Source organism: Nocardia sp. NPDC047654 (assembly GCF_043205035.1).
Classification (GTDB): Bacteria; Actinomycetota; Actinomycetes; order Mycobacteriales; family Mycobacteriaceae; genus Nocardia.
In genome coordinates this window covers 1-25216 of record NZ_JBIDDF010000015.1, presented here as the reverse complement: position 1 = coordinate 25216, position 25216 = coordinate 1, and the positions used below count along the sequence as shown (strand labels likewise).

Sequence of the window (25216 nt, the reverse complement as noted above, 5' to 3'; positions counted from 1 at the left end):
AGCACCGTAGGCTCGATTACATGAGTCGCAAGGTTACAGACAAAGCTGTCGCCGGCCGACCCACGCGCCACGCCAGGACGATCATCATCGGCAGCGGGTTCGCGGGTCTGGGTCTGGCCATCCGGCTGACCCAGCAGGGTCGCAACGACTTTCTCGTGCTCGAACGCGGCAGTGATGTCGGCGGCACCTGGCGCGACAACACCTACCCCGGCGCGGCCTGCGACGTTCCTTCGCACCTGTACTCGTACTCGTTCGCGCTGAACCCGGACTGGTCGCGGTCGTTCTCCAAGCAGGGCGAGATCCAGCAGTACATCCAGGACGTGTCCAAGCGCTACGACGTGCGCGACAAGCACGTCTTCGACTGCGACGTGACCAGCGCCCGCTGGAACGCCGAGACCGCCCTGTGGGAGATCGAGTCGAGCAAGGGCAGCTTCACCGCCGACACGGTGGTCTCGGCGGTCGGCGCGCTGTGCGAGCCCGCGCTGCCGGACATCAAAGGCATCAACGACTTCGAAGGCGAGATCTTCCACTCCGCCCGCTGGAATCACGACGCCGATCTCACCGGTAAGCGGGTCGCCATCATCGGCACCGGCGCCTCGGCCATCCAGATCGTGCCCGCCATCGCTCCGAAGGTCGGCCACCTGGACGTCTACCAGCGCACCGCGCCCTGGCTGCTGCCGCGTCTGGACCGCCCGTACACGAAGGCCGAGCGACTCGCCTTCAAGCACGTGCCGGGCCTGCAGCGACTATCCCGCGCGGCCATCTACGCCGCGCGCGAGACCCAGGTGGTCGGCCTGGCCAAGGTTCCGGCCCTGATGCAGCTGTTCGAGGCGATCGCGAAGGCGAAACTGCGCTACGAGATTCGTGATCCGCAGTTGCGCGCCAAGGTCACGCCGAACTTCCGGATCGGCTGCAAGCGCATGCTGATCTCCAACGACTACTACCCCGCGCTGGCGCGCCCCAACGTCGACGTGGTCACCGATGGCATCGCCGAGGTGCGCGCGAACTCGATCGTCACCGAGGACGGCACCGAGCGGGAGATCGACGCGCTGATCGTGGCGACCGGCTTCCACGTCACCGACTCGCCGACCTACGAGACGATCTTCGGCCGCGACGGGCGCACGCTGTCGGAGGTGTTCGACGAGATCGGCCAGCAGGGCTACAAGGGCTCCACGATCGCGAACTTCCCCAATATGTTCTTCCTGCTCGGCCCGAACGTCGGCCTCGGGCACACCTCGATGGTGTACATGATCGAATCGCAGATCAACTACGTCGCCGACGCGCTGGCTACCATCGACCGCCTCGACCTGCGTACCGTGGAAGTGCGCCGCGACGTGCAGGATGCCTACAACAAGGACTTGCAGGCGAAGCTGGCGGGCAGTGTCTGGCTGACCGGCGGGTGCTCGAGCTGGTACCTGGACAAGCACGGCAACAACACCACGTTGTGGCCGGACTTCACCTTCGAATTCCGTCGCCTTACCAAGACATTCGACGTGTCGGCGTACGACATCTCCATTTCCCGAACCGATGTGAAAGCAGTGGCATCGTGAGCAATGACGCTTACTTCAAGAACAAGGTCTGTGTGATCACCGGAGCTGGCTCCGGGATCGGCCGTGCGCTGGCGGAGAACCTGGCCCGGCGCGGCGCCCATCTGGCGCTGTCGGATATCGACGTCGACGGCCTCGCCGAGACCACGCGCCGCTGCGAGCAGCTCGGCGCGCGGGTCAAGTCCGACCGGCTGAACGTGGTCGAACGCGAAGCGGTGATCCTCTACGCCGACGCGGTGAAAGCGCACTTCGGCACCGTGCACCAGGTCTACAACAACGCGGGCATCGCCCACCACGGCGAGATCATCCGCTCGGAGTACAAGGACTTCGAGCGCGTGATGGACGTCGACTTCTGGGGCGTCGTCAACGGCACCAAGGCGTTCCTGCCGATGGTGATCGAGTCCGGCGACGGCCACATCGTCAACGTGTCCAGCCTCTTCGGCCTCATCGCGATCCCCGGCCAGAGCGCCTACAACGCGGCGAAGTTCGCGGTGCGCGGTTTCACCGAATCGCTGCGCCAGGAGATGCTGGTGGCCCGGCACCCGGTCAAGGTCACCTGCGTGCACCCCGGCGGCATCAAGACCGCGGTCGCGCGCAACGCCACCTACGCCGATGGCATCGACAGCAAGTCGGCCGCCTCGATGTTCGACAAGAAGCTGGCCATCCACACCCCCGAGATGGCGGCGCAGACCATCACCGAGGGCGTGCGCAAGGGCCACGGCCGCGTGCTGATCGGCTGGGAGGCCAAGCTGCTGGATCTGTTCGTGCGGGTGACCGCGTCGGGCTACCAGCGGATCGCGGCCAACGTCGAGCGCCGCTTCCTGCCCTGAGCCGGGATCCGAGGAACGACGAATGCGCGACATCGACCTTCCGCTGCCCCTGGCGCGGGCGATACTGAATCCGATCTTCCGGGTGACGCTGAACAAGCGGTTGCCGTTCACGATGCAGCGCAGGCTGCTCGACGTGAGTTCACGGGCGCAGCTGTTGCCCGCGGGCGCCGTCGTGCAGCCCCTGCGCCTCGGCGGCAGGCCCGCCGAGCGGATCGGCTTCGCGGACACCTCCGAGCACGGCGCGGTTCTCTATCTGCACGGCGGCGGATACGCGGTCGGCTCGCCCGCGACGCACCGCTCGCTGGCGGCCCGGCTGGCGCGGGACACCGGGTGCGCGGTCTACGTGCTGGACTACCGGCTGGCGCCGGAGCACCCCTTCCCCGCCGCGCTCGAGGACGCCGAAGCGGCGTTCCTGGAGCTCGTGGCGAGTTCGGGCCTGCGGCCGGATCAGATCGCCGTCTCCGGTGACTCCGCGGGCGGCGGACTGTCCCTTGCGCTCGCGCAGCGCCTGATCGCCCGGCACGGGCAGACCCCGGCCGCGCTCGGTTTGATCGCCCCCTGGGCCGACCCCAACGAGATCCCGGAGCGGGAACGCGATCTGGTGATCAACAAGCCCTGGTCACGAGCCTGCGCGGCCGCCTACCTGGGCGACGGCGACGGGGCCGACCCGGCCTACGCCCCGCTGACCGGTGAACTGCGCGGCCTGCCGCCCACCTACGTGCAGGTGGACGTCAGCGAGTTGCTGCACCGCCAGTGCGTCGCACTGGTCGCCGCCCTGCGCGATGCGGACGTACACGTCCGCTTCACCGAGAGCAAGGGCTTGTGGCACGTCGCTCAGCTGCAGGCCGCGCTGGCCGGGCCCGCGGCGGCCGCGCTGCGCGAACTCGCGGAGTTCCTGCGCGAAGCCGTTCAACCGGCGGACCTGCGCGAACTAGGATGAAACCCGAGCGGGTCCCCAGCCTGCGGTGATGTACGGAGGCGATTCCGGTGGTCGACCTCACGGCCCTCGCGCAGGTGTCGTAGATTACTGGCGAGTAAACCCACGTGGAAGGGCACTGATGCGAGAGTTCGAAGTCCCGGCTTCCTACACCATTCCGGATGACGCGAACAATTCCGACAACGTCTTCCGCCACGCCGAGCAGTCACCGAACACGGTGCTGTTCAACGTGCCGAACGGCAGTGGCGGCTGGCGGGATATCACCGCCGCGGAGTTCGCGAAAACCGTCACCGGGGTGGCGAAAGGCCTGATCGCTTCGGGGCTCGAACTCGGCGATCGCGTCGCCATCATGGCCCCCACTCGCTACGAGTGGGCCGTGCTCGATTTCGCCATCTGGGCCGCGGGCGGCTGCACCGTCGCGATCTACGACAGTTCCGCCGCCGAGCAGGCCAAGTGGATCCTGCAGGACTCGGCCACCAAGCTGCTGATCCTGGACAGCGACAAGCACCGCAAGGTGATCGACGAGATCGAATCCGGGTCGCTGCCGGACCTGCGGGAGACCCTGCAGATCGACAAGGGCGCGCTGGACGAGCTGATCACCCGCGGCGCCGAACTGGACGACCAGGCCGTGCACGAGCGCCGCGCCCAGGTCGGCGCGCAGTCGCCCGCCACCCTGATCTACACCTCGGGCACCACCGGCCGTCCCAAGGGCGTCATGCTGACCCACGCGAACCTGTACGCGGAGTCCAAGTCCGACCGGATCGCGCTGAACAAGTACGTCACCGAGGGCAAGAAGACCCTCATGTTCCTGCCGCTGGCGCACGTCTTCGCCCGCGCCGTCGCGCTGGCCGCGTTCGACGCGAAGGTCATCGTCGCGCACACCGCCGACTGGTCCACCCTGGTCGAGCAGTTCGGCAGCTACCAGCCGCACTTCATCCTCTCGGTGCCGCGAGTGTTCGAGAAGGTGTTCAACAGCGCCAAGCAGAAGGCGCACGACGGCGGCAAGGGCAAGATCTTCGACGCCGCCGCCGATACCGCGATCGCGTGGAGCGAGGCGATCGACAACGGCGGACCGGGCATCGCGCTGAAGCTGAAGCACGCGCTGTTCGACAAGCTGGTCTACAGCAAGCTGCGCGCCGCCCTCGGCGGCCAGTGCGAGGCGGCCGTCTCCGGCGGCGGTCCGCTCGGCGCGCGGCTGGGTCACTTCTTCCGCGGCGTCGGCGTGACCATCTACGAGGGCTACGGTCTCACCGAGACCACCGCGGCCATTGCCGTGAACACCCCGGAGCGGATCCGGGTCGGCTCGGTCGGCCGCCCGATCGAGGGTCACGCCGCGAAAATCGCCGAGGACGGCGAGTTGCTGCTGCGCGGCTCGGTCGTGTTCAGCGGCTACTGGGGCAACGCGGACGCCACCGAGGACGCCTTCGAGGACGGCTGGTTCAAGACCGGTGACCTCGGCGCCATCGACGGCGACGGCTTCATCACCATCACCGGCCGCAAGAAGGAGATCATCGTCACCGCCGGTGGCAAGAACGTCTCCCCCGCGCTGCTGGAGGACTCGCTGCGGGCGCACCCGCTGATCAGCCAGGTGATGGTGGTCGGCGACGGTCAGCCGTTCATCGGCGCGCTGATCACGCTGGACCCGGAGTCGCTGCCCGGCTGGAAGGAACGCAACAGCCTGCCCGCCGACACCCCGATCGAGAAGCTGATCGAGAACCCGGATCTGATCGCCGAGGTGGACGCGGCGGTGGCCGAGACCAACAAGAAGGTCTCGCACGCAGAGCAGATCAAGAAGATTCGTCTGCTGACCATCGACTGGACCCAGGAGACCGGCGAGCTCACCCCGAAGATGTCGCTCAAGCGCGCGGTCGTGATGAAGCAGCACGCCGACGACGTGGCGAGCATCTACAACTGAGCCGATCGCTGTGAGGCGCTGTCCGCTGTTCGCGGACAGCGCCTTTCGCGTATCCCGGCTCGTCCACGACTACCAGTGCCCGGCCACCCCACCGGACCACGCGCAGCAAGCGCGACCGAACGCACCGCGAGCGAGATCGGCCGGGCCGGAGTTGTCGGCGCTCGAGCGTCGACGACGGTGGCCGACCGGGCCAGCGGTTGCGGCGGCCCACCCGCAGTAGTCTCGATGCCATGGCCGATCTGCGACTGCGCGTGCCGGCCGGGATGGTCTCGGCGGGCCTGACGCTGGGCGTGGCCGAACTCCTCGCGGCTGTTCTCGATCCCGGCAGCGCGCCGCTGCACGTCCTCGGATCGGCCGTGGTCGACCACACGCCCGACGGGTTGCGGGAATGGGCCATCACGACCTTCGGCACCAGCGACAAGGCCGCGTTGTACCTGATCATGGGCGTGATCACCGTGCTGGTCGCCGGACTGGCCGGTGCGATCGAGCGGTCCGGCCGGGCCGCCGGTTCGTGGTTGTTCGTGGTGTTCGGGGTGGTCACGGCATGGGTGGCGGTGACGCGTACCGGTCTGTCCGGCGCGTTGCCGACGGTCGTCGGCGTTGCCGCGGGTGTCTGCGCGCTGCGCGCGCTGACCCGTCGCATCGATGCGGCCGTCGAGAAGTCCTCTGGCGACAGCCGAACCGGCGCGACGCTGCCGACCGGCGATTCCGGGGTGCCGACCGCGGCCGATGGGTCGGCGTCCACCACCGGCCGCGGAAATCGAGGGATCTCCGGACCTGCGTCCGATGTCGGCGAGACGTCCGACGCCGCAGCCCAGGCGGGCGCGGGCACCGGTTCGCCTCGGGACGCGCCGGGAACTCCCGCGAGCACGAAAGCTCTCGACGCACAACAGCACAAAGCAAATCCGGCTGGAGTGACAAACGCGACCGCACCGGCAGAGGGGGCATCGAGCGCTACCGGATCGTCCTCGCCGGTGGCCGACACCAACCGATCCCACGCTGCGGAGCGCAGGCAAGTCTTGCGGGGACTTCTGGTGGTCGGCGGATCAGCCGTGGTCACCGGGGTCGGCGGTCGCGTGCTCGCTGCCCGCCGCAGCGACGTATCCGGCGAGCGCGCGGCGGTGCGACTGCCGGAGCCCTCCGCCCCTGCCGAGCCGGTCGCGCCCGGCGTCGATCTCCGCGTACCCGGGCTCACGCCCTATCTGACCCCGAACGACGACTTCTACCGGATCGACACCGCGCTGATCGTGCCGCAGGTGTCCAAGGACGGCTGGTCGCTGCGCATCCACGGCATGGTCGAGCGCGAGATCCGGCTCGACTGGGCGGATCTGGCGAATCGTCCGGTGGAGGAACACCTGGTCACGCTGGCCTGTGTGTCGAATCCGGTCGGCGGCGACCTGATCGGCAACGCGCGCTGGCTCGGCTACCGCGTGGATCGGCTGCTGGCCGAGGCGGGCCCGCACCCCGACGCGGACATGGTGCTCTCGCGCAGCGCCGACGGCTGGACCGCGGGCACTCCGCTGGCGGTGCTCACCGACGGACGCGACGCCCTGCTCGCGATCGGCATGAACGGCGAACCCCTTCCGGTGCAGCACGGTTATCCCGCCCGGTTGGTCGTGCCCGGGCTCTACGGCTACGTCTCGGCCACCAAGTGGGTCACCGAATTGGAAGTCACCCGCTTCGACCGCGCCACCGCGTATTGGACGCGCCGCGGCTGGTCGGCACTCGGCCCGATCAAGACCGGCACCCGCATCGACACTCCCCGCGCCCGCGGCCGCCTCCAGTCCGGCCGCGTCCCCATCGCCGGTGTCGCGTGGGCCCAGCACCGCGGCATCCGCGCGGTGGAAGTCCAGATCGACAACGGTCCCTGGCAGCAGGCCCGCCTTTCCGAAGAACAATCCATCGACACTTGGCGCCAGTGGGTCTTCGACTGGGACGCCACCTCCGGCCCGCACACCGTCCGCGCCCGCGCCATCGACGGCTCCGGCGAAACCCAAACCGCCGACCGCCGCGACGTGATCCCCGACGGCGCCACCGGCTACCCCTCCGTCACCCTCAACGTAGGTTGATTTGTCATTCCGAGGGGCGCGAAATAGCAGGCAATGAACACCTGTCGACCGGATAGCATCGGGCGAGTCCGGTAGTCGTCGGCGTTCGAGGAGGGGGCCATGTCCGAAATCTTGGATTGGGCGCGCGAAGAGAACCTGCAGCCGGCGCCGATCACGTTGGAGATCTGGAAGAAGCTCCCCGAAGATTTCCGTCGCTTGGTGGAAGTGGTGAACGGCGAAGCCATTCGGGCAGAGTCGCCTACGAGGCCACTTCAAAAGTCCGCTCGCAGGATAGCGGACTTCATCGAGACCGCCGCCGAAGCTCATATCAGCCGTCACCGTAGTGGATGCTTGGACGTCGATATGGATTTCGACGTGCTGCTGTGGGAGCTGCCCAGGATGACGATTCGGCGGCCGGACATCGCACTGTTCGATTGCGCTCCACCAGAACTTCGGCCGTTGCCCGCTTCCATGGTCAAACTGGTGGTCGAAGTCGTCTCACCGGGCACCGAGCGTGTGGACACGGCCGACAAGCTCGCGGAGTACGCGCTGGCCGGGATCCCGTGGTACTGGATCGCCTGGGTGTCGAACAATCGCGTGGATTCGATTTAGGTCTATGTACTCGACCATGTGCTCGGCCGATATCGACCACATATGAAGCTGGAGCCCACCGATTCGCCGACCGTGATCGATGTGCCGTTCGAGATCAAAATCGACTGGAGCAGACTCGACGCGCTGGCACGCTGATGCCCGCCCGCAAACGTTATCCGGACGGGCATCACCGAGGGGTCAACTGCTGAGATCGGCCTTGGCGCGTTCTTGCTCGGATTGCGCCGGGGCGGATTTGCCGTGGCGGATGAACAGCACCGAGGCGGCGACGCCGATGAGCAGGATGGCGGAGGGGAGCAGGGTGGACTGGCTCAGCGCGGTGCTGAAGGAATCCTTGACGAACTCCGGGATCGGCCCCTGGCCCGCGCCGCCTTCGGCGACCTTTCCGCCGCCCAGTCCGTTCGCCGTCATCCGTGCCGCCACCAGCGCGCTGATCGCCGCGCTGCCGAGCACCGAGCCCACCTGGCGGGTGGTGTTGTAGACGCCCGCGCCCGCACCGGCCTGCTGGACGGGCAGGTTATGGGTGGCGGTGGACGCCAGCGGGGCCCAGATGCAGGCGTTGGCGAAGCCGGCCAGCGCCGCCGCCACCAGGAACCAGGCCAGCGACGAGTGCGGTTCCATCAGGGCCGCGAACCAGAACACCGACAGCGCGAACAAGCCGAAGCCGACGGTGGGCACGATCCGCGGGTGCAAGCGGTCGGCGAACTTGCCGACCAGCGGGGCCGAGAAGCCGGTCACGATCGCCATGGGCGCGAAGACCAGCGCCGACTTGGTCGGCGACAGCTCCCGCACGGCCTGCAGGTAGAAGTACGTCGGCACCATCAGGGAGGTCACCGCCGCACCCATCGCGGCGATCGCGGCATTGGACAGCGCGAAGTTGCGGTCACGGAACAGGCTCAGGGGCAGCAACGGCTCACCCTTGGTCTTGGCCTGATTGACCAAGAAGACCGCGAGTACCACGATGCCCGCGCCGATCAGCAGCCAGATGCGCAACGACCAGTCGTAGCTGTTGCCCTCCTGGATGCCGAACACCAGCAGGAACATGCCGACGCCGCTGAGCAGCACGCCGGCGATGTCGAACTTGTGCTCGTGGGTCGGCAGTGCGGGCACCAGCCAGACCGCCAGTGCGAAGGCGACGACGCCGACCGGTACGTTCACGATGAAGATCCACTCCCAGCCGAGACCGTCCACCAGCACGCCGCCGAGGATCGGGCCGACCAGTGTCGCCAATCCCGCGACGCCACCCCACAGGCCCATGGCGGCGCCGCGCCGGTCCGGCGGAAAGGTCCGGGTGATGACGGCCATGGTCTGCGGCGTCATCAGTGCGGCGCCGATGCCCTGCGCGGCGCGGGCCGCGATCAGCATGCCGATGCTGCCGGACAGGCCGCACCACAGCGACGCCGCGGTGAATACCGCCAAGCCGATCAGATAGATGTTCTTGGGGCCGAATCGGTCGCCCAGCCGTCCGGTGACCAGCAGCGGCACCGCGTAGGTGAGCAGGTAGGCACTGGTCACCCAGATCACCTGCGAGATGTCGGCGTGCAGGCTGGTCATGATCGCGGGATTGGCGACCGCGACGATCGTCATGTCCAGCAGGATCATGAAGAAGCCGACAACCAGCGCCAGTAGCGCCGGCCACGGATTACGTTGTGTGGACATCTGTTTCGTTCCTAACTCGGATTATCCGAAAAATTCGAGACGGGTTTCGCCGCGCTGCCGGGGGGCACCGGTGGCGACACCGCGGAATCGGCGCCGTCGTAGGCGGAGCGCGCGCCGGTCAGGGGGTCGAAGTTCTCCCATTGGAGTGCGCCGCTGGCCAATTCGGCGGTGAACTCCTTGACCCAGGCGAGTTCGGCGGCGAGCAGAGCCCGCAGATAGGGCAGGGCGATCCAGTAGCGGCGGGGGACGACGTGCTCTTCGGCCCAGGCGCTCAGCATGTCGGTGTCGGCCAGTTCGGTTTCCAGTACGCCGATTCGTTCGCGCAGCAGCGCGAGCACCTCCGGCTTGGGCAGATTGTGCAACTCCCCCAGCGCCACCGGGAAGATCGGATACTCCGGGACGGGACGTCGCACGATCTCGGCGATCCGGTTGCGCAGCGCGTCCCTGCCGCGCCCGGTGATCCGGTAGGTAGTGCGCTCGGGACGGTTGCCCGCCCGGTCGACGCCCTCGGCGCGGACCAGTTCCTGGTCGGCCAGCCGGGACACGGTGTGGTACAGCGAACCGGGCCGCACCTTGACCAGCTTGTCCTCCCGCCGGGCGATCAGCGTCTGGAACATCTCGTACGGATGCATGGGCCGCTCCTCGAGCAGCGCGAGCACAGCGATGGCCAGCGGCGTCACCGGTGGATGCGCCTGCCCTTGCCCCATGCCGGGTCACCTCCGTTGCTGATCGTTCTCGGCTGCCGAGGGCCGGTCGCCGTCCGGCACGCTATCGCTGGGCGCCGACATGCTCCACGCTAAATATTCCACGTGGAATATACGGCTTGGAACAGTCTGCGGACAAGACGGATCGACCCGTGATGAGCCACACAATCCCCGGCCTCCCGTATCGCGTTCCCGATGATTTCGCGGATACACGACGAGAGGCCATCGAGACGTCAGGTTCTCGATGGCCTCTCGATTTCAGCTCCGGCCGAAGGTCGACACCGTTGGCGACCTGTCCAGCGCCGTTGCTGTTGCAAGACCGGAAATGAAGCGTTGTTCGTCGGGACCGATAGAAGGCCCGGTTGCCACACTATGCCGCGGCTCACCACGGCGGCAGTGTCGGAGCCGACATCTATCGCTCGATTCCCGACAGCACCCGCGAGCGGTCGGGCGATTCGGGAGAGAGCGGACCGCCGCGAACGCCCGGCCGGAGACCCTCGCGACTACAGCGCGTGCTTGTCCAACCAAGCACGCGCGACGTCACCCGGCGCGGCGCCGTCGTCCCGGACGCTGCGGATCATGTCCGCCAGCTCGTCGGTCGTCAGCTCGCCCGCGACGTAGTTCAGCTTCTTGATCTGCCGCTGGTCGAGCAGGCCTTTGCGGAACAGCGGCAGCACGTTCTCGGCGCGCACGGCGTAGTCGTCGTCGGCCAGCACGGCCAATCCGTCGGTGGCGCCGGGCGTCAACTCAGGGGGACCACCGAGAAGACCGACTTGAACCCGTCCGTCCAGCAACGCCTTCCGCAACGCGGCCGGATCCGGGATGGCCACGGTGGCCGCGAAGTCGCACCCGTCGACGCGCTCACGCACGGCGGAAGGCAGCAGGCCCGGCGTGGTCGCCACACCGACGGTCAGCCCGCCGCAGCGCGGCGCGAGATCGCCCACCGTCCGCACCTTGTCCTGGGCCGCCGCCTGCGCGGTGAGCAGCAGCCGCGGCCGCAGATCGGCGCCCTCGGCACGATCGGAGACCACCAGCCCTTCGGGCAGCGCGGCGCTCACCGCCTTCACCACCTCTTCGGGGAGCCGAACCGTCGCGTGTTCGTCGAAGTGGGCCAGCAACGCCCCGGTGTGCTCACCGACCACTTGAACCCGGTCGGCGTCGAGCGCCGCGAGGTAGTCCGCGCGGTTGCCCAGCCCAGGGGCGACCGCGGTGCGCGCGCCGGTCCGCGCCAGTGCGCCCGCGTAGATCTCGGCGAGCACCGACGACTCGATCGAATCACCCGCGGCGACGGTGATCGACGACGCCGGCTCGTCGTTCCCGCAGGATACGGCCAAGGCGACCGAAGCGACGACCAGCAACCGAGCCAGCACCCGCTGTGACGCGGCCAACACCATCCGGCGACACCAACCCTCCGACGAATCGACACAGCCAACGGGAAAACCCGGAAGCGGGCAGTATGGACACCCAGAATGTACCGGCGGCCGTTCGGTGCCGAGCCCGCGCCCGCCGTCCTGTCGGAAGGACTCTCGTGAAATCCACCCGCACCCCCGACGCCGCCGCGCGTCCGCGGCCCGCCGTGCGCGGCACGTTACGCGCCGCCCGCGTCCTCGCCGCCGCAGCCGTTCTCGCCGCCGCGATGATCCTGTCGGCTTGTGGCAATTCCGATCCGCTCGCCACCGGCGGCAGCTGTTCGGGAGACGGATTGATCGTCGGTTCGGCGAATTTCCCGGAGTCCGAGACCGTCGCCAACGTGTACGCGGAGGCGTTGCGCGTCAACGGCTTCACCGTGGACACCAAGCTGAATATCGGCAGTCGCGAAGCCTATATTCCGGCGTTGCGGCAGTGCGCCATCTCGGTGATCCCGGAGTACACCGGCAACCTGCTGCAATACCTGGACAAGAACGCCACCGCCACCAGCGCGGCCGACGTGGAGAGCGCCCTCGGCAAGGCCCTCGGTTCCGATCTCGCGATCGGCGTGCCGGCGCCGGGAGAGGATTCGGACGCCGTCGTGGTCACCCGCGCCACCGCGCAGCGCTGGAATCTGAGCACCATCGCGGACCTGGCCGCGCACTCGGCCGAGGTGAAGTTCGGCGCCCCCGCCGAATTCCAGGAGCGAGCGGGCGGGTTACCCGGTCTGAAGAAGAACTACAACCTCGATATCGCGGCCGGCAACTTCGAGCCGATCGCCGACGGCGGCGGTCCCGCCACGGTGCGCGCGCTGGTCGAGGGCAAGGTGACCGCGGCCGATATCTTCACCACCTCACCGGCCATCGCTCAGAACGATCTCGTGGTGCTGCGCGACCCGAAGCACAACTTCCCCGCGCAGAATGTGGTGCCGCTGCTCAACGCGAGCAAGAAGTCGGACAAGGCGCTCGCGGTGCTGAACGCGGTGTCGGCGCAACTGACCACCGACGAGCTGCTCCAGTTGAACGAGGCCGTCTCCGGGACGGGCAAGACCGAGCCCAAAGCCGCCGCCGCGGCCTGGGTCGCCGCCAAGGGGCTGAACAAGCCGGTGGGCTAGGGAGGGGAATCCGTTGTCCGATATCGAATTCTCCGGTATCAGCAAGACCTATCCGGACGGCACCCACGCCGTCACCGACTTGGATCTGCGCATCGAATCCGGGGCGTTCACCGTGTTCGTCGGCCCTTCCGGCTGCGGGAAGACGACCTCGATGCGAATGATCAACCGTATGATCGTTCCGAGTTCGGGGACGATCACCATTGCCGGACAAGATATTTCGACAGTCGATCCGGTCCGACTCCGCCTCGGGATCGGGTACGTCATCCAGAGCGGCGGCCTGCTGCCGCACCGGACGGTCGTCGACAATGTCGCGACCGTTCCGGTGCTGCGCGGCGACTCCCGGCGCGCAGCCCGCGCCGCCGCGCTCGAGGTGCTCGACCGGGTCGGCCTGGATCGCTCACTGGCCCAGCGGTATCCGGCGCAGCTGTCGGGCGGCCAGCAGCAACGCGTCGGCGTGGCCCGCGCGCTGGCCGCGGACCCGCCGGTCCTGCTGATGGACGAACCGTTCAGCGCCGTCGACCCGGTGGTGCGCGCCGAATTGCAGATCGAAATGCAAAGGCTCCAGGCCGAACTGCACAAGACGATCGTGTTCGTCACGCATGACATCGACGAGGCGATCACGCTCGGCGATCGGGTGGCGGTGTTCGGTCCCGGCGGAGTGCTCCAGCAGTACGACCCGCCGCAGCGCCTGCTCGCTCAGCCCGCCACCGATTTCGTCGCCGATTTCGTCGGCCGTGATCGCGGTTATCGCGGGTTGTCCTTCCGCGTCGCGAACGACGTTCCGCTGCACGAGATCCGCACGGCCGTGGCGGACGAGGTGAAGGAGCTGCGTCTGGACGCGGGCGAATGGGTGCTGGTCGTGGACGCGGCGAACAAGCCGGTCGGCTGGATGGACGTCACCGGGGTCGAAGGGTTCCGCGCGGGCCGCGCACTGGCCGACAGCATGTCGGCCGGTGGCTCACTGTTCACCCCGTCCGGCGACCTGCGCCAAGCGTTGGACGCCGCGATCTCCTCGCCCTCCGGAACAGGCGTGGCCGTGGACGACTCCGGCGCCGTGCGCGGTGGCGTGCTGGCCACCGAAGTACTCGAGCAGCTGGCCGGCCAGCGTGCACGGGAGGACGCCGAACGCAACCGCCACTTCTTCGAAGAACAGGTGCGATAGGCGGCCATGAGATACCTCGTCGAGAATTTCTCGGAGATCATGGGATTCACCGCGACCCATCTCTATCTCGCGCTGGTGCCGCTGCTGCTGGCCTTGGTGATCGCGATTCCGGCCGGTGCGCTGGTGCGGCGGGTGTCGTGGCTGCGCCGGGTCACGGTGACCGCCGCGAGCCTGGCCTACACCATCCCCTCACTCGCACTGCTGGTGATCATTCCGCCGCTGGTGGGCATCTCGGCCATCGATCCGCTGAACGTGGTCATCGCGCTCACCATCTACTCCACGGCGCTGCTGGTGATCGCGGTCCCGGCCGCCCTGGATTCGGTGCCCGGCACCGTGCTCGACGCGGCCGACGCCGTCGGCTACGGCCCGCTGCGCCGCACGCTCACCGTGGACATGCCGCTGGCCGTGCCGGTCTTCGTGTCCAGCCTTCGGGTGGTGCTGGTGACCAATATCGCGATGGTTTCGGTCGGCGCGCTGATCGGCGTCGGCGGGCTCGGCAAGCTGTTCACTCAGGGCTACCAGCGCGATTACCCGGACGAGATCATCGCGGGCGTCATCGTGACGCTCGCGCTGGCGCTGATCGCCGACCGGGCGGTGTACGCGCTGGGCCGCTGGGCGACGCCGTGGGTGCGCGCGGATGCCAGGACGGCGAAGGCGAAAGGCGCTGCCACGTGAATCTGTTCCTCGACGCCTGGCACTACTTCACCGACGGCGCCAACTGGAGCGGTCCGTCCGGTATCGGGACCCGGATCGTCCAGCACCTCTGGTACAGCTTCCTGACCATCGCCGTCTCCGCGGTGATCGCAGTACCGCTCGGCCTGATCATCGGCCACACCCGGCGGGGGGCGGCGGTGCTGGTCGGGTTCGCCAACGCCATGCGCGCGCTGCCGACCCTCGGCCTGCTGACGTTCCTGGTGCTGCTGCTCGGCCTGGGCCTGGTCCCGCCGCTGCTCGCCCTGGTCACGGTCGGCATTCCCCCGCTGCTCGCGGGCGCGTACGCCGGCATCGCGAACGTTCCCGCCGACGTCGTGGACGCCTCACGCGCCATGGGCATGACCGAGCGGCAGATCCTGTTCCGGGTGGAGGTGCCCAACGCGCTGCCCATCCTGCTCACCGGGCTGCGCGGCGCGACCCTGCAGGTGGTGGCCACCGCGACGATCGCCGCCTACGTCAACCTCGGCGGGCTGGGCCGGTACATCTTCGACGGCATCAGCCTCTACCGCTACGACCGGGTGCTGGTTGGCGCGCTGCTGGTGGCCGTGCTGGCGATGGTGCTGGATGGCCTGCTCGCGTTCGCGGTGTGGGCGAGCGCGCCGGGTGTGGACCGGTTGCGCCGCGCGCCACGCCCCGTGGCCGCACCCGCTGCCGAGTTGCAGACCACCGGCTGATCACGGCGAACACCGTTCCTACGACAAGGACGCCCCGTTCGAGATGAACGGGGCGTCCTTGTCGCTGCCTGAGAATGCGCGTTACGCGACGCCCTCGGCGCGGGCAGCCGCGGCGACCGCTTCGGCGACGGCCGGGGCGACCCGCGGGTCCAGCGGGCTGGGCACGATCTTGTCCGGACCGAGTTCGTCGGCGACGACGCTGAGGATCGCGTCGGCGGCGGCGATCTTCATGCCCTCGGTGATCCGCCGGGCTCCCGCGTCCAGCGCGCCCTTGAAGACGCCGGGGAACGCCAGCACGTTGTTGATCTGGTTCGGGAAATCACTGCGGCCGGTGGCCACGATCGCGGCGTACTTGCGCGCCACCTCGGGGTGGATCTCCGGGTCCGGGTTGGACATGGCGAACACGATCGACTCCGGCGCCATCGACGCGATGAGCTCTTCGGCGATCAGACCGGCGGACAGGCCGAGGAACACGTCGGCGCCCGCCAGCGCCTCGGCCGCGCCGCCGGTGAGGCCGCGCGGGTTGGTGCGGGTGGCCAGCTCGGCCTTCACCTCGTTGAGGTCGCCGCGCTCGCGGTTGACGATGCCCTTCGAGTCGAGCACGGTGACGTCGCGGACACCCGCGGCGAGCAGGATGTTCGTGCACGCGACACCGGCCGCGCCCGCGCCGGACACCACGACCTTCAGGCCCTCGATGCCGCGGCCCTGCACCTTGGCCGCGCCGTTGAGCGCCGCGAGCACCACGATGGCGGTGCCGTGCTGGTCGTCGTGCATCACCGGGCAGTCGAGCGCCTCGATGACGCGCTTCTCGATCTCGAAGCAGCGCGGCGCGGAGATGTCCTCCAGGTTCACCGCACCGAAGCTCGGGCGCAGCAGGATCAGTGTCTCGACGATCGCGTCGACGTCCTTGGTGTCCAACACGATCGGGATCGAATCCAGGCCGGCGAACTTCTTGAACAGCGCCGCCTTGCCCTCCATGACCGGCAGCGAGGCGCGCGGGCCGATGTCGCCGAGGCCGAGCACGGCGGTGCCGTCGCTGACCACGACCACGAGCCGATCGGTCCAGGTGTAGCGCTTCGCCAGCGCCTCGTCCTCGGCGATCGCGCGGCTGACCTGGGCGACACCCGGGGTGTAGGCGATCGACAGATCACGCTGAGTCTCCAGCGGCGCACTGAGTTCGACCGAGAGCTTGCCGCCGAGATGTCCCGCGAAGATTTCGTCGTTTGTGATTTCGGACAGGCTTGCGGTGGAATTCGGTGCATCAGTCACAGGTGACACGATTTCACTCCTGCTCAGGTCGGGCTAAACCGGGGGACGGTTACCACTGGGTAATGGGTATAAGTCGTTTCACTACGCTCATCGAGTGCGCTGACCGGTACGTTTCGAGACGGATGCGAGCGAGCGAACACGACTTGCCGGTATCTCGATGGCGGGCGCGGCACTGATCCGCGAAACAGAAACCGGACAGGTGGGCCCGGACAGAACATGCGGTGTGATCTCGCGGGTCGCGACGGTACGTCGGCGAGGCGGAGACCTCCGTGATTCCCTCACCCGGCGGTGGCGTAGGTAAGGAATCCGACACATTCTGCCAGTCCGGTGGGCAAGTTGCCAAACCGGTTACCCCCTGGGCCGTGTCGCGCTCCATCACCCAACGGTAGGAGGCGGGAATTACCTTCAGGTAAGCGGAAACTCCCCGTTCACGAGCCCGGCGCGGTGAGTGATCGCACCGCTCGCGGCATTGCCGGTGTGAGTCCCGCGCGGCGGCGGGCGGGCGTGGCCGCGGCAGCGCGGGCGAAGATCATGCCACGATATCGCGGGGCTGCTCCGGCAGGCTCGGCGGCGCGTCGGGGCGCACCCACACACCGCGCACGCCACCCGAAATCAGCCGCATCCGCCAGGTGTCGGACGCGCCGGGATGATCGGTCCTGCGGTGCATGCCACGGCTCTCGGTGCGCATGAGCGCGCTGTATTTCGTCCAGCGCGCCACCGCGAGCAGTGCGGCGGCCTGCCTGGCGCGCAGCAGGTCCACACCGCTACCGCCGAGGTCGAATTCCGCGCCGGGCCACATCCCGTCGAGTTCGCCGATGCTGTCGCGCAGGCTGCCCGCGCTGCGCCAGTAGCTGCGCCGCAACGGCAAGGTGTGCTCCTGGACGAGGCCGACCACCGCTCGGGGGTCGATCCGCGCCACAGCGTTCAGCCCGGCTCCCGGCACCTCGCGCGCCGGGGCGCGGCGATCCGAGGTCCGCGCGAACTTCGCCGCGGCGGTGCCCGCCCACACACCCGACGCGATCGCCCACGCCCCGCTCAGTCCGCCGGATCCGCTCACCGCGCCGGTGATCGCCTCCCGGCTGACGACGTCGCCGGCCGCGAACAGGCCCGCGACGGTCGTCGCGCAATCCGGCCCGGTGACGCGCAGTCCCCCGGTGCCGCGCACGGTGCCCTCCAGCACGGCCCGCAGCGGCACCCGCGTGGCGCGGTCGACGTGGCCCTGGTGCGTCGGCCGGGACCGGAAGGCGACCGGCACGTCGTCCAAGGCGGCGAATACGCGCTGTCCATCGGCGATGGCCGCGAGCGCCGCCGAGCGATGGCCGGGCAACTCGGCGCCGGATTCGTCGTAGAGGGGGGCGGATCGCGAGACGAAACCGCGGAGCGCGGCCTGCTCGGCCTTGTCCGGCGAGATCAGGCCGTAGCCGCAGGAGAATTCCATTCCGGACAGCTCGGCGCCCGCTTCCGCGGCGAACAACAGGCCGTCGCCGGTGTCGACGTCGGTGCCGGCGGCGCCGGAGAGGAACGCGCAGCCTCCCGTGGCCACCACGACCGCGCCCGCACGCACGCGCCAGCGCCGGAACCCCTCGTGCCCGCTCAGTCCGCCCGCGCCGGCCACCACCCCTTCGCGATCGACCAGCAATTGCAACGCGGGATGATGGTCGAGTACGCGCACCCCGGCTTCCCGCAGCACCCGGCGCATCCGCCGCAGGTAGCGGGCGCCGTCCAGATGCATCCGCCGTCGCGCCGGGTCACCGGCGATGCGACTACCCCATCGGGCCGATTGCTCGACCCGCTGATGGGTCTCCTCGAGCACGCGGTGCATCAGGTCAGGATCTCCGAGCCCGCCACCGTGCGCGTGCGCGCGCCGCACCGCCTCCTCCCGCGCCGGACCGGGCGGGATGTGCCACAAGGAGATCGCGCCGCGCGCGGTCGGTCCGCTCGAGCCGCAGTGCGCCTTGTCGACGAGCACGACGGTGGCGCCCGCCGCCGCGGCCGAGACGGCCGCCCAGGCACCGGCGGGACCACCGCCGATTACCAGTACATCCGTCTCGAGTTCAGTCACAAAGAAAAATGTTCCGGCACAATTCATCCGCCCGCAACCAATGCCTGGAAATCAGCTCCACCATTGCGTCCACAGCAATAGTCCAGCAGCCAGAAAAACGATCATGGATGCGGCGCAGGCGGCCACCCCACGGTGCCGGTCCGAATATATCTGCGCCGCGAGGGCGACCACCGCGGCCGCGACATGCCAGGTGACCGATTCACCGCCGGGACCGGGGAATCCGCGCCGATCCGCGAGCACAGCGGCGCCGACCACGACCAGCATGCCCACCACGGTGCCCCCGGCGACGATGCCGCTGAGTCCGCGCAGGAGTCTCACGCGGTGACCACCGGCACGCCGGATGCCTTGCCGACCAGCTTCTCGAACTGCGCGGGATCGGTGGTGTAGTCGCCGAGCCGGATGGTCTTGTTCGTACCGTGATAGTCCGACGAACCGGTGGTGAGCAGGCCGAGTTCGGCGGCGAGATCGGTGAGCACCGCGCGGTCGGCCGCGGAGTGGTCGGGGTGCGCGATCTCCAGACCGCCGAGCCCGAGCGCGGCCAGCTCGCGGATGTCGTCGAGCGCGAGCAGCCTGCCCCGCTTGCGCGCCCTGGTGTGCGCCAGCACGCTGACCCCGCCCGCGGTGGCGATCATCTGCACCGCCCGACGCAGCGGGGTGTCGGCCTTCTCGGCGTAGTAGCGACCGTGCGGGGCGAGCAATTCGTCGAACGCCGCGTCCACGCTCGGCACCACACCGGCGGCGACCAGCGCGCGGGCCAGGTGCGGTCGCCCCGCCGATGGACCGGCCGAGGCCAGCACGGCATCGGGATCGATCGGCAGTCCGTCGGCGGCCATCCGCTCGGCCATGGCGCGCAGCCGCTCCACCCGTTCGGCGCGCAGCCGCTCGCGTTCCTCGGCGAAGCCGCGATGGGCCGGGTCGAACAGGTAGGCCAGCAGATGCACGGGTACCGGCCAGCCGTCCTCGCCGAGGCCGACACACGACATCTCCATGCCGCGGACCAGCGTCACGCCCGCCGGTAGCGCGTCGACCGCTTCCGCCCAGCCCGCCGTGGTGTCGTGATCGGTGATCGCGACGACGTCCAGGCCCGCAGCGGCGGCGTTCCGCACGAGTTCGGCCGGGGTGTCGGTGCCGTCGGACGCGGTCGAGTGGGTATGGAGGTCGATGCGCACGCCTTCAAGTCTTACAGTGCGGCGGCGTCTTCCCGCACGCGCAGGCGACCTTCCGGGAGGCCTACCGCGACGTAGCATCGTCAGCGTGCCGTCCTTTTCTCCGCTCTCCTCGCTCCGTGGATCCAGCCGAACGCCCGAACAGCGGTTCATTCCGGTTCCGACGGCGCAGGCGATCGTCGACTGTGCGGTGTACGTGGACGGCAAGCGCGTGCCCGGCCGCTTCACGCATGAAGCGGCCCTGGCGCGAGCCCGCGAGGAACACGGATTCGTCTGGGTCGGGCTGCACGATCCGGACCGCACGCAGATGGCCGACATCGCCGAGACCTTCGGGCTGCATCCGCTGGCCGTGGAGTACGCCTTGGAGAAGCACCAGCGGCCGAAACTGGAGCGCTACGACGACTCGCTACTGCTGTTGCTGCGCACGGTCAGTTACGTCGAGCACGAATTGAACAGTGTCAGCGAGATCGTGGAGACCGGCGAGATCATCGTGTTCACCGGCACCGACTTCGTGGTCGCCGTCCGGCACGGTGAGCATTCCGGGCTGGCCGAGGTGCGCAAGGCGCTGGAGGAGGACCCCGCGCAATTGGCGCTCGGCCCCGGCGCGGTGCTGCACGCGATCGCCGACCGGGTGGTGGACTCCTACATCGAGGTGGCCCAGTCGGTCGAGGACGATATCGACGAGATGGAGGAGGAGATCTTCACGCCGCGCAGCAGGGTCACCGTGGAATCCATCTACCAGCTCAAGCGCGAGGTGGTCGAGTTGCGGCGCGCGGTGAATCCGCTCGCCGCGCCGCTGGACCAGCTCAGTCACAAACCGGATCTGCCGGTGCCCAAGGAGATCCGGCGCTATCTGCGCGACGTCGCGGAACAGCACGCCGCCGTCGCGGAACGGATCAACGATTTCGACGAGGCGCTCAGCGCGCTGATCAGCGCCGCGCTGGCCCGGATCGGCGTGCAGCAGAACACTGACATGCGCAAGATCTCGGCCTGGGTCGCGATCGCGGCGGTGCCGACGATGATCGCCGGCATCTACGGGATGAACTTCGATCACATGCCCGAACTGCACCAGGTCTGGGGTTATCCGATGGTGTGGGTGCTCATCCTCGCCATCTGCACGGGCTTGTTCTTCACCTTCCGCCGCAACAAGTGGCTGTAGCCGGGCGACCGATCACAAGCTGGCGGCGCCGCGCCTCGGGTCGCGCACGTCGATCCCCGCCTCCTGCCACGCCTCCCGCAACGCCTGCGCGCCGCGAACGCGTACCCACGCCGCCTCCGTCGCGGTCACCGGCGTCACCGCGAAGTACCGCACCGGCTCGGCCGGGTCGGGCAGCGACACGGCCGGAATCTCGCTGTCGCCGAGCAGAACCGCGGTGAACGGCGCGTCGCGCCACATCGGCTCACCCAGATCCAGCAGCGCGTCCGCTTGCAGCACAACGCCTTCCACGACCGGAGCCGCGGCGAGCACACCGAGCGATTTGGCCAGGCCGGAGCTGGCGCCGACCCCGGACCGCAACGTCAGCACCAGCTCGGCGCGCGGGCCGCGCACCGGGTCGGCGTGCACCGCGGCGGGATCGCCCATCGGATGCCTGCTGGCGCCGAGCGTCACGTAGTGCACCAGATCGTCCTCGGCGATGCGCAGGATCTCGATCGGCTCCAGGCCCAGGAAGGTGACCGACGCGGCGTCGACGTGCGCGGCCTCCACCCCGAAATGGCCCAGTACCTCGGTGCGGACCGTCTCCAGTACTTCCATGCCTCAGATCGCCAGCCGCGCGAGCATGTCCCGCGCCTGTTCGGCCGACTTCGGATCGCACAGCACGTCGTAGCGGCCCGCCACCAACTGCATGGTGGAGGCGAAATCGCGCTGGCCCCTGGTGGCCGCGTACGGGATCGAGGTCGAGATGACGCCGAAGATGACGCCGCCGATCAAGCCGACGAGCAGCGGACCCAGCGCGCCGCTGGTGGTGAACAGGCTCAGCAGCAGACCGAGGAACAGGCCGAGCCAGGCGCCGGACACCACGCCGCCGCCGATCACCTTGCCCCAGGTCAGCCGATAGAGGACCCGCTCGACCTGCATCAAGTCGACGCCCACGATGGTCACGTCCTGCACCGGGAACTGGTTGTCGGCCAGGTAGTCGACCGCCTTCTGCGCCTCGACATAGGTCGGATACGAGCCGACCGGCCAGCCCGACGGGGGTGTCGGGAGGCCCTGCCGCGCACGGCTCGAGTTCCCCAAGGGATTCGTCATGGTTCCATTCTGCTATTCCGACGCATCCCGCGGTGGTGTGAAACGCGTGGTGCGCGTCATTCCGGCGGCACGGCCCTTCTCGGCGATCACGTGCGCCATCTTGGCGCTGGCCTCGTCGATCATCTCGTCACCGAGCATCACCGCGCCGCGCGCGCCGCCCGCCGCCGAGGTGTGAAAGGCATAGGCGTCGAGGATCTCCTCGGCACGGTCGTAGTCCGACTGGCGCGGGCTGAAGATCTCGTTCGCCGCCTCGATCTGTCCGGGGTGCAGCACCCATTTGCCGTCGAATCCGAGCGCGGCCGTGCGCGCCGCGGCCCGCCGGAAACCCTCCACATCCCGGATTTGCAGGTACGGGCCGTCGATCGCCTGCAAGCCGTGCGCACGAGCCGCGAGCAGGATGGTCATCAGGATGTGGTGGTAGGCGTCGCCGGTGTCGTAGCCCTCCGGTTGTTCGCCGACCACCAAGGTGCGCATGTTGATGCTGGCCATGAAGTCCGCCGGGCCGAAGACCAGCGTCTGCACCCGGGGGCTCGCGGTGGCGATCGCGTCGATATCGCGCAGCCCCGCCGCGTTCTCGATCTGCGGCTCGATACCGATCCGCCCGACGTCGAGGCCGCAGGCCTTCTCCAGCTGGGTCAGCAGCAGGTCCAGCGCGCGCACCTGGCCCGCGTCGGTCACCTTGGGCAGCAGGATCGCGTCCAGCGCCGCGCCCGCGCCCTCGACCACGGAAATGACGTCCGCGTAGGTCCATTCGGTGGTCCAGTCGTTGACCCGCACCACGCGCAGTTGCGTTCCCCACCCGGAGTCGTTCAGCGCCGCGACGATGTTGGCCCGCGCCTCGGCCTTCGCGACCGGGGCTACCGCGTCCTCCAGATCGAGAAACACCTCGTCGACGGGCAAGGTCTTGGCCTTCTCGATCATCTTCGTATTGCTGCCCGGGCAGGCGAGCACCGAACGGCGCGGCTTCATGATCACTCCCGTCGATCGTGGCGGGGTGCGAACACCCGCCCGCGAACATCTAGCCTGACAGCATGGCAGCTACCAGGGTGTACGTCGCCAGGCTGGCCGGTTTGGCGGTGCTGGGACCGGACGGCGAGTCTATCGGCCGGATTCGCGACGTCGTCGTGGCCGTCCGTTCCGACCGCCAGCAACCGCGGGTGCACGGCTTGGTCGTCGAACTGCCCACCCGGCGGCGTATTTTCGTGCCGATCCTGCGGATCACCGCGATCGAACCCGGCGTGGTCACGCTGAACACCGGTACGGTGAGCCTGCGCCGTTTCAACCAGCGACCTGGCGAGATGCTCGCCCTGGCACAGGTCGTCGACTCGGTGGTGCGGGTCGAGGACCCGGACCTGCCCGACCTGGCGGACGTGGACGTCCACGTGGTCGATCTCGGCATCGAGCAGACCCGTTCCAGGGACTGGCTGGTCAGCAGGGTCGCCGTGCGCGGGCACCGCAGGCTGGGCCGCAGGCGCACGGTGCACGTGGTGGACTGGACCATGGTGTCCGGCCTGACGCCCTACGAGATCGGCAGGCCGGGGCAGGACGTCACGCAACTGCTCGAACAGTTCGAAGGCATGCGCGCGGCCGACGTGGCGCAGCAGTTGCGCGAGCTGCCGGAGAAACGGCGGATCGAGGTGGCCGTCGCGCTGGACGACGAACGTCTGGCCGACGTGGTGCAGGAACTCCCCGACGACGAGCAGGTCGAGTTGCTCGGTCACTTGGAGGTGCGCAGGGCCGCCGACGTGCTGGAGGCGATGGATCCCGACGACGCCGCCGACCTGCTGGGCGAGCTGCCCGAGGGCGAGGCCGAATCGCTGCTCGCCCTGATGGACCCCCAGGAGTCCGAACCGGTGCGCAGGTTGCTCGAGCACTCCCCCTACAGCGCGGGCGGTCTGATGACGCCCAAGCCGATCATCCTGACGCCGTCGACGACGGTGGCCGAAGCGCTGGCGCGGGTGCGCAACCCGGACCTCACCCCGGCGCTGGCCTCCATGGTGTTCGTGGTGCGTCCGCCCACCGCGACGCCGACCGGCCGCTACCTCGGTTCGGTGCACATCCAGCAATTGCTGCGCGAACCCCCTGCCCACCTGGTGGGCGGCATTCTCGACACCGACCTGGCGCCGCTGCGCCCCGATCTCCCCTTGGCCACGGTGACCCGGTATTTCGCGACCTACAACCTGGTCTGCGGACCGGTGGTGGACGAGGAGAACCATCTGCTCGGCGCGGTCAGCGTCGACGACGTCCTCGACCACCTGTTGCCCGAGGACTGGCGCGACCAGGAAGAGACCGACGAGAGGGGCGGGGCGTGACCGCGCGGGGCCCCGCTCATGCCCGAAAGGACACACCGTGAGCGAGAACGACCCCGGCGTGCGGCTCGGTCCCAGCAGGGCGCGCCAACGTTTGGAAACACCGATGGAAAGCCGGTTCCGCTTCGAGTGGGACGCCGAGGCTTTGGCCCGCAGCAGCGAACGGGTGGCTCGATTCCTGGGGACCGGACGGTATTTGGCGGTCCAGACGATCCTGGTGCTGGTTTGGATTCTGCTGAACATCTTCGTGGTCGCCCTGCGCTGGGACCCGTACCCGTTCATCCTGCTGAATCTGGCGTTTTCCACCCAAGCCGCCTACGCGGCGCCGTTGATCCTGCTGGCGCAGAACCGGCAGGACAACCGGGACCGGGTCGCCCTGGAGGAGGACCGGGTGCGGGCCGCGCAGACCAAGGCGGACACCGAGTTCCTTGCCCGGGAACTCGCTGCGCTGCGCATCGCCGTCGGCGAAGTGGCCACCCGCGATTACCTGCGCCGGGAATTGGAAGAACTGAAAGGGATTCTGGACCGAATGGAGTACGGGGAATCCCCTGATCACGAGACCCGGACGGAAAGCGGCGGAAAGGGCGGCCGCAAGAAAAGCTCCGGCCGAAAGCCCGCTCCAGCAGCGGTTTCACCGTCGGGAACCAGTGATCAACCGAAAATACCGAATAAGGACCTGACTGGTGGGTAACCTGGACAACGTTGTCCAGAGTGACCGGCGCAGGGGTTGTCGCGACGGTCGTTCCCACGACGTCGAGGATTGGGTGTGGCCGAATGCGTGTATCTGCTCCGATAACGGTCTCGGCTTTGGTTGTTGCTGGTGTGGTGGTGAGTGGTTCGGG

General features: G+C 68.6%; 23 protein-coding genes. 13 read left to right on the top strand and 10 right to left on the bottom strand.

All coding sequences use genetic code 11. The features are described 5' to 3' along the window. Positions 1–20 precede the first annotated feature (20 nt). The 6 genes from ACGF7Y_RS28630 (at position 21) to ACGF7Y_RS28605 (ending at position 7889) form a co-directional block, all read left to right on the top strand. Complete coding sequence (locus ACGF7Y_RS28630) at positions 21–1550, top strand: flavin-containing monooxygenase (protein ID WP_393238970.1); 1530 nt, start codon at positions 21–23, stop codon at positions 1548–1550. After that, a complete protein-coding gene (locus tag ACGF7Y_RS28625; RefSeq protein WP_393238967.1) occupies positions 1547–2377 on the top strand; it encodes an SDR family NAD(P)-dependent oxidoreductase in 831 nt (276 codons plus the stop codon). Before ACGF7Y_RS28630 ends, ACGF7Y_RS28625 begins: the two co-directional genes overlap by 4 nt. A 22-nt stretch (positions 2378–2399) precedes the next feature. After that, positions 2400–3317: an alpha/beta hydrolase gene (locus tag ACGF7Y_RS28620; protein WP_393238964.1), complete on the top strand. Its 918-nt coding sequence runs from the start codon at positions 2400–2402 to the stop codon at positions 3315–3317. A gap of 118 nt (positions 3318–3435) precedes the next feature. Continuing rightward, positions 3436–5229, top strand: coding sequence for an AMP-dependent synthetase/ligase (locus ACGF7Y_RS28615; protein WP_393238961.1), 1794 nt, complete (start codon positions 3436–3438; stop codon positions 5227–5229). Positions 5230–5459: 230 nt separating this feature from the next. Beyond that, positions 5460–7298, top strand: coding sequence for a molybdopterin-dependent oxidoreductase (locus tag ACGF7Y_RS28610; protein ID WP_393238958.1), 1839 nt, complete (start codon positions 5460–5462; stop codon positions 7296–7298). Positions 7299–7397: 99 nt separating this feature from the next. After that, a complete protein-coding gene (locus ACGF7Y_RS28605) occupies positions 7398–7889 on the top strand; it encodes a Uma2 family endonuclease (RefSeq protein ID WP_393238956.1) in 492 nt (163 codons plus the stop codon). Between the two features lie 177 nt (positions 7890–8066). Here the strand turns inward: ACGF7Y_RS28605 and ACGF7Y_RS28600 are convergent, their stop codons facing one another. The 3 genes from ACGF7Y_RS28600 to ACGF7Y_RS28590 form a co-directional block, all read right to left on the bottom strand. Continuing rightward, positions 8067–9545 carry a DHA2 family efflux MFS transporter permease subunit gene (locus ACGF7Y_RS28600; RefSeq protein ID WP_393238954.1) on the bottom strand — a complete coding sequence of 493 codons (1479 nt, stop codon included), beginning with the start codon at positions 9543–9545 and terminating at the stop codon, positions 8067–8069. Positions 9546–9556: 11 nt separating this feature from the next. After that, complete coding sequence (locus ACGF7Y_RS28595) at positions 9557–10252, bottom strand: PadR family transcriptional regulator (protein ID WP_393238951.1); 696 nt, start codon at positions 10250–10252, stop codon at positions 9557–9559. A gap of 500 nt (positions 10253–10752) precedes the next feature. Continuing rightward, positions 10753–11643, bottom strand: a complete 891-nt coding sequence (locus ACGF7Y_RS28590) for a glycine betaine ABC transporter substrate-binding protein (protein WP_393238948.1) — start codon at positions 11641–11643, stop codon at positions 10753–10755. 242 nt (positions 11644–11885) lie between these two features. Here ACGF7Y_RS28590 and ACGF7Y_RS28585 point away from each other — a divergent pair, with 242 nt between their 5' ends. Genes ACGF7Y_RS28585 through ACGF7Y_RS28570 form a run of 4 tightly spaced genes read left to right on the top strand, consistent with a single transcriptional unit; the run spans position 11886 to position 15320 of the window. Next, entirely contained in the window at positions 11886–12770 is an 885-nt protein-coding gene (locus ACGF7Y_RS28585) for an ABC transporter substrate-binding protein (protein ID WP_393239301.1), read from the top strand. 13 nt (positions 12771–12783) lie between these two features. After that, entirely contained in the window at positions 12784–13932 is a 1149-nt protein-coding gene (locus tag ACGF7Y_RS28580) for an ABC transporter ATP-binding protein (RefSeq protein ID WP_393238945.1), read from the top strand. 6 nt (positions 13933–13938) lie between these two features. Continuing rightward, positions 13939–14607 (top strand): ABC transporter permease, encoded by a 669-nt coding sequence (locus tag ACGF7Y_RS28575; protein WP_393238942.1) that lies wholly within the window; start codon positions 13939–13941, stop codon positions 14605–14607. Continuing rightward, positions 14604–15320 (top strand): ABC transporter permease, encoded by a 717-nt coding sequence (locus ACGF7Y_RS28570; RefSeq protein ID WP_062976454.1) that lies wholly within the window; start codon positions 14604–14606, stop codon positions 15318–15320. The genes ACGF7Y_RS28575 and ACGF7Y_RS28570 overlap by 4 nt, the downstream gene beginning before the upstream one ends. 81 nt (positions 15321–15401) lie before the next feature. Here the strand turns inward: ACGF7Y_RS28570 and ACGF7Y_RS28565 are convergent, their stop codons facing one another. The 4 genes from ACGF7Y_RS28565 to ACGF7Y_RS28550 form a co-directional block, all read right to left on the bottom strand. Then, positions 15402–16598, bottom strand: coding sequence for an NADP-dependent malic enzyme (locus ACGF7Y_RS28565; RefSeq protein ID WP_040869456.1), 1197 nt, complete (start codon positions 16596–16598; stop codon positions 15402–15404). A 520-nt stretch (positions 16599–17118) separates the two neighbouring features. Next, positions 17119–18651 (bottom strand): FAD-binding protein, encoded by a 1533-nt coding sequence (locus ACGF7Y_RS28560; RefSeq protein ID WP_393238938.1) that lies wholly within the window; start codon positions 18649–18651, stop codon positions 17119–17121. Positions 18652–18702: 51 nt separating this feature from the next. Continuing rightward, complete coding sequence (locus ACGF7Y_RS28555) at positions 18703–18969, bottom strand: hypothetical protein (RefSeq protein WP_051175505.1); 267 nt, start codon at positions 18967–18969, stop codon at positions 18703–18705. Next, complete coding sequence (locus tag ACGF7Y_RS28550) at positions 18966–19820, bottom strand: PHP domain-containing protein (RefSeq protein ID WP_393238935.1); 855 nt, start codon at positions 19818–19820, stop codon at positions 18966–18968. The genes ACGF7Y_RS28555 and ACGF7Y_RS28550 overlap by 4 nt, the downstream gene beginning before the upstream one ends. Positions 19821–19896: 76 nt before the next feature. Between ACGF7Y_RS28550 and ACGF7Y_RS28545 the strand changes: the two genes are divergently transcribed. Next, the gene (locus tag ACGF7Y_RS28545) at positions 19897–20976 is read left to right on the top strand and encodes a magnesium and cobalt transport protein CorA (RefSeq protein ID WP_393239298.1); all 1080 of its coding nucleotides are present in this window, start codon (positions 19897–19899) and stop codon (positions 20974–20976) included. Positions 20977–20988: 12 nt separating this feature from the next. Here ACGF7Y_RS28545 and ACGF7Y_RS28540 read toward each other — a convergent pair whose 3' ends face one another. Genes ACGF7Y_RS28540 through ACGF7Y_RS28530 form a run of 3 tightly spaced genes read right to left on the bottom strand, consistent with a single transcriptional unit; the run spans position 20989 to position 23034 of the window. Beyond that, positions 20989–21570: a suppressor of fused domain protein gene (locus ACGF7Y_RS28540; RefSeq protein WP_357125316.1), complete on the bottom strand. Its 582-nt coding sequence runs from the start codon at positions 21568–21570 to the stop codon at positions 20989–20991. Between the two features lie 3 nt (positions 21571–21573). Next, positions 21574–22065, bottom strand: a complete 492-nt coding sequence (locus tag ACGF7Y_RS28535; RefSeq protein WP_040869460.1) for a general stress protein — start codon at positions 22063–22065, stop codon at positions 21574–21576. Positions 22066–22077: 12 nt separating this feature from the next. After that, positions 22078–23034, bottom strand: a complete 957-nt coding sequence (locus tag ACGF7Y_RS28530) for an HpcH/HpaI aldolase/citrate lyase family protein (RefSeq protein ID WP_393238932.1) — start codon at positions 23032–23034, stop codon at positions 22078–22080. 62 nt (positions 23035–23096) lie between these two features. Between ACGF7Y_RS28530 and ACGF7Y_RS28525 the strand changes: the two genes are divergently transcribed. Both ACGF7Y_RS28525 and ACGF7Y_RS28520 read left to right on the top strand, forming a co-directional pair. After that, on the top strand, positions 23097–24377 hold the full coding sequence (locus ACGF7Y_RS28525) for a magnesium transporter MgtE N-terminal domain-containing protein (protein ID WP_393238929.1): 1281 nt from the start codon (positions 23097–23099) through the stop codon (positions 24375–24377). 103 nt (positions 24378–24480) lie between these two features. Next, positions 24481–25065, top strand: a complete 585-nt coding sequence (locus tag ACGF7Y_RS28520; protein ID WP_393239296.1) for a DUF1003 domain-containing protein — start codon at positions 24481–24483, stop codon at positions 25063–25065. Positions 25066–25216 lie beyond the last annotated feature (151 nt).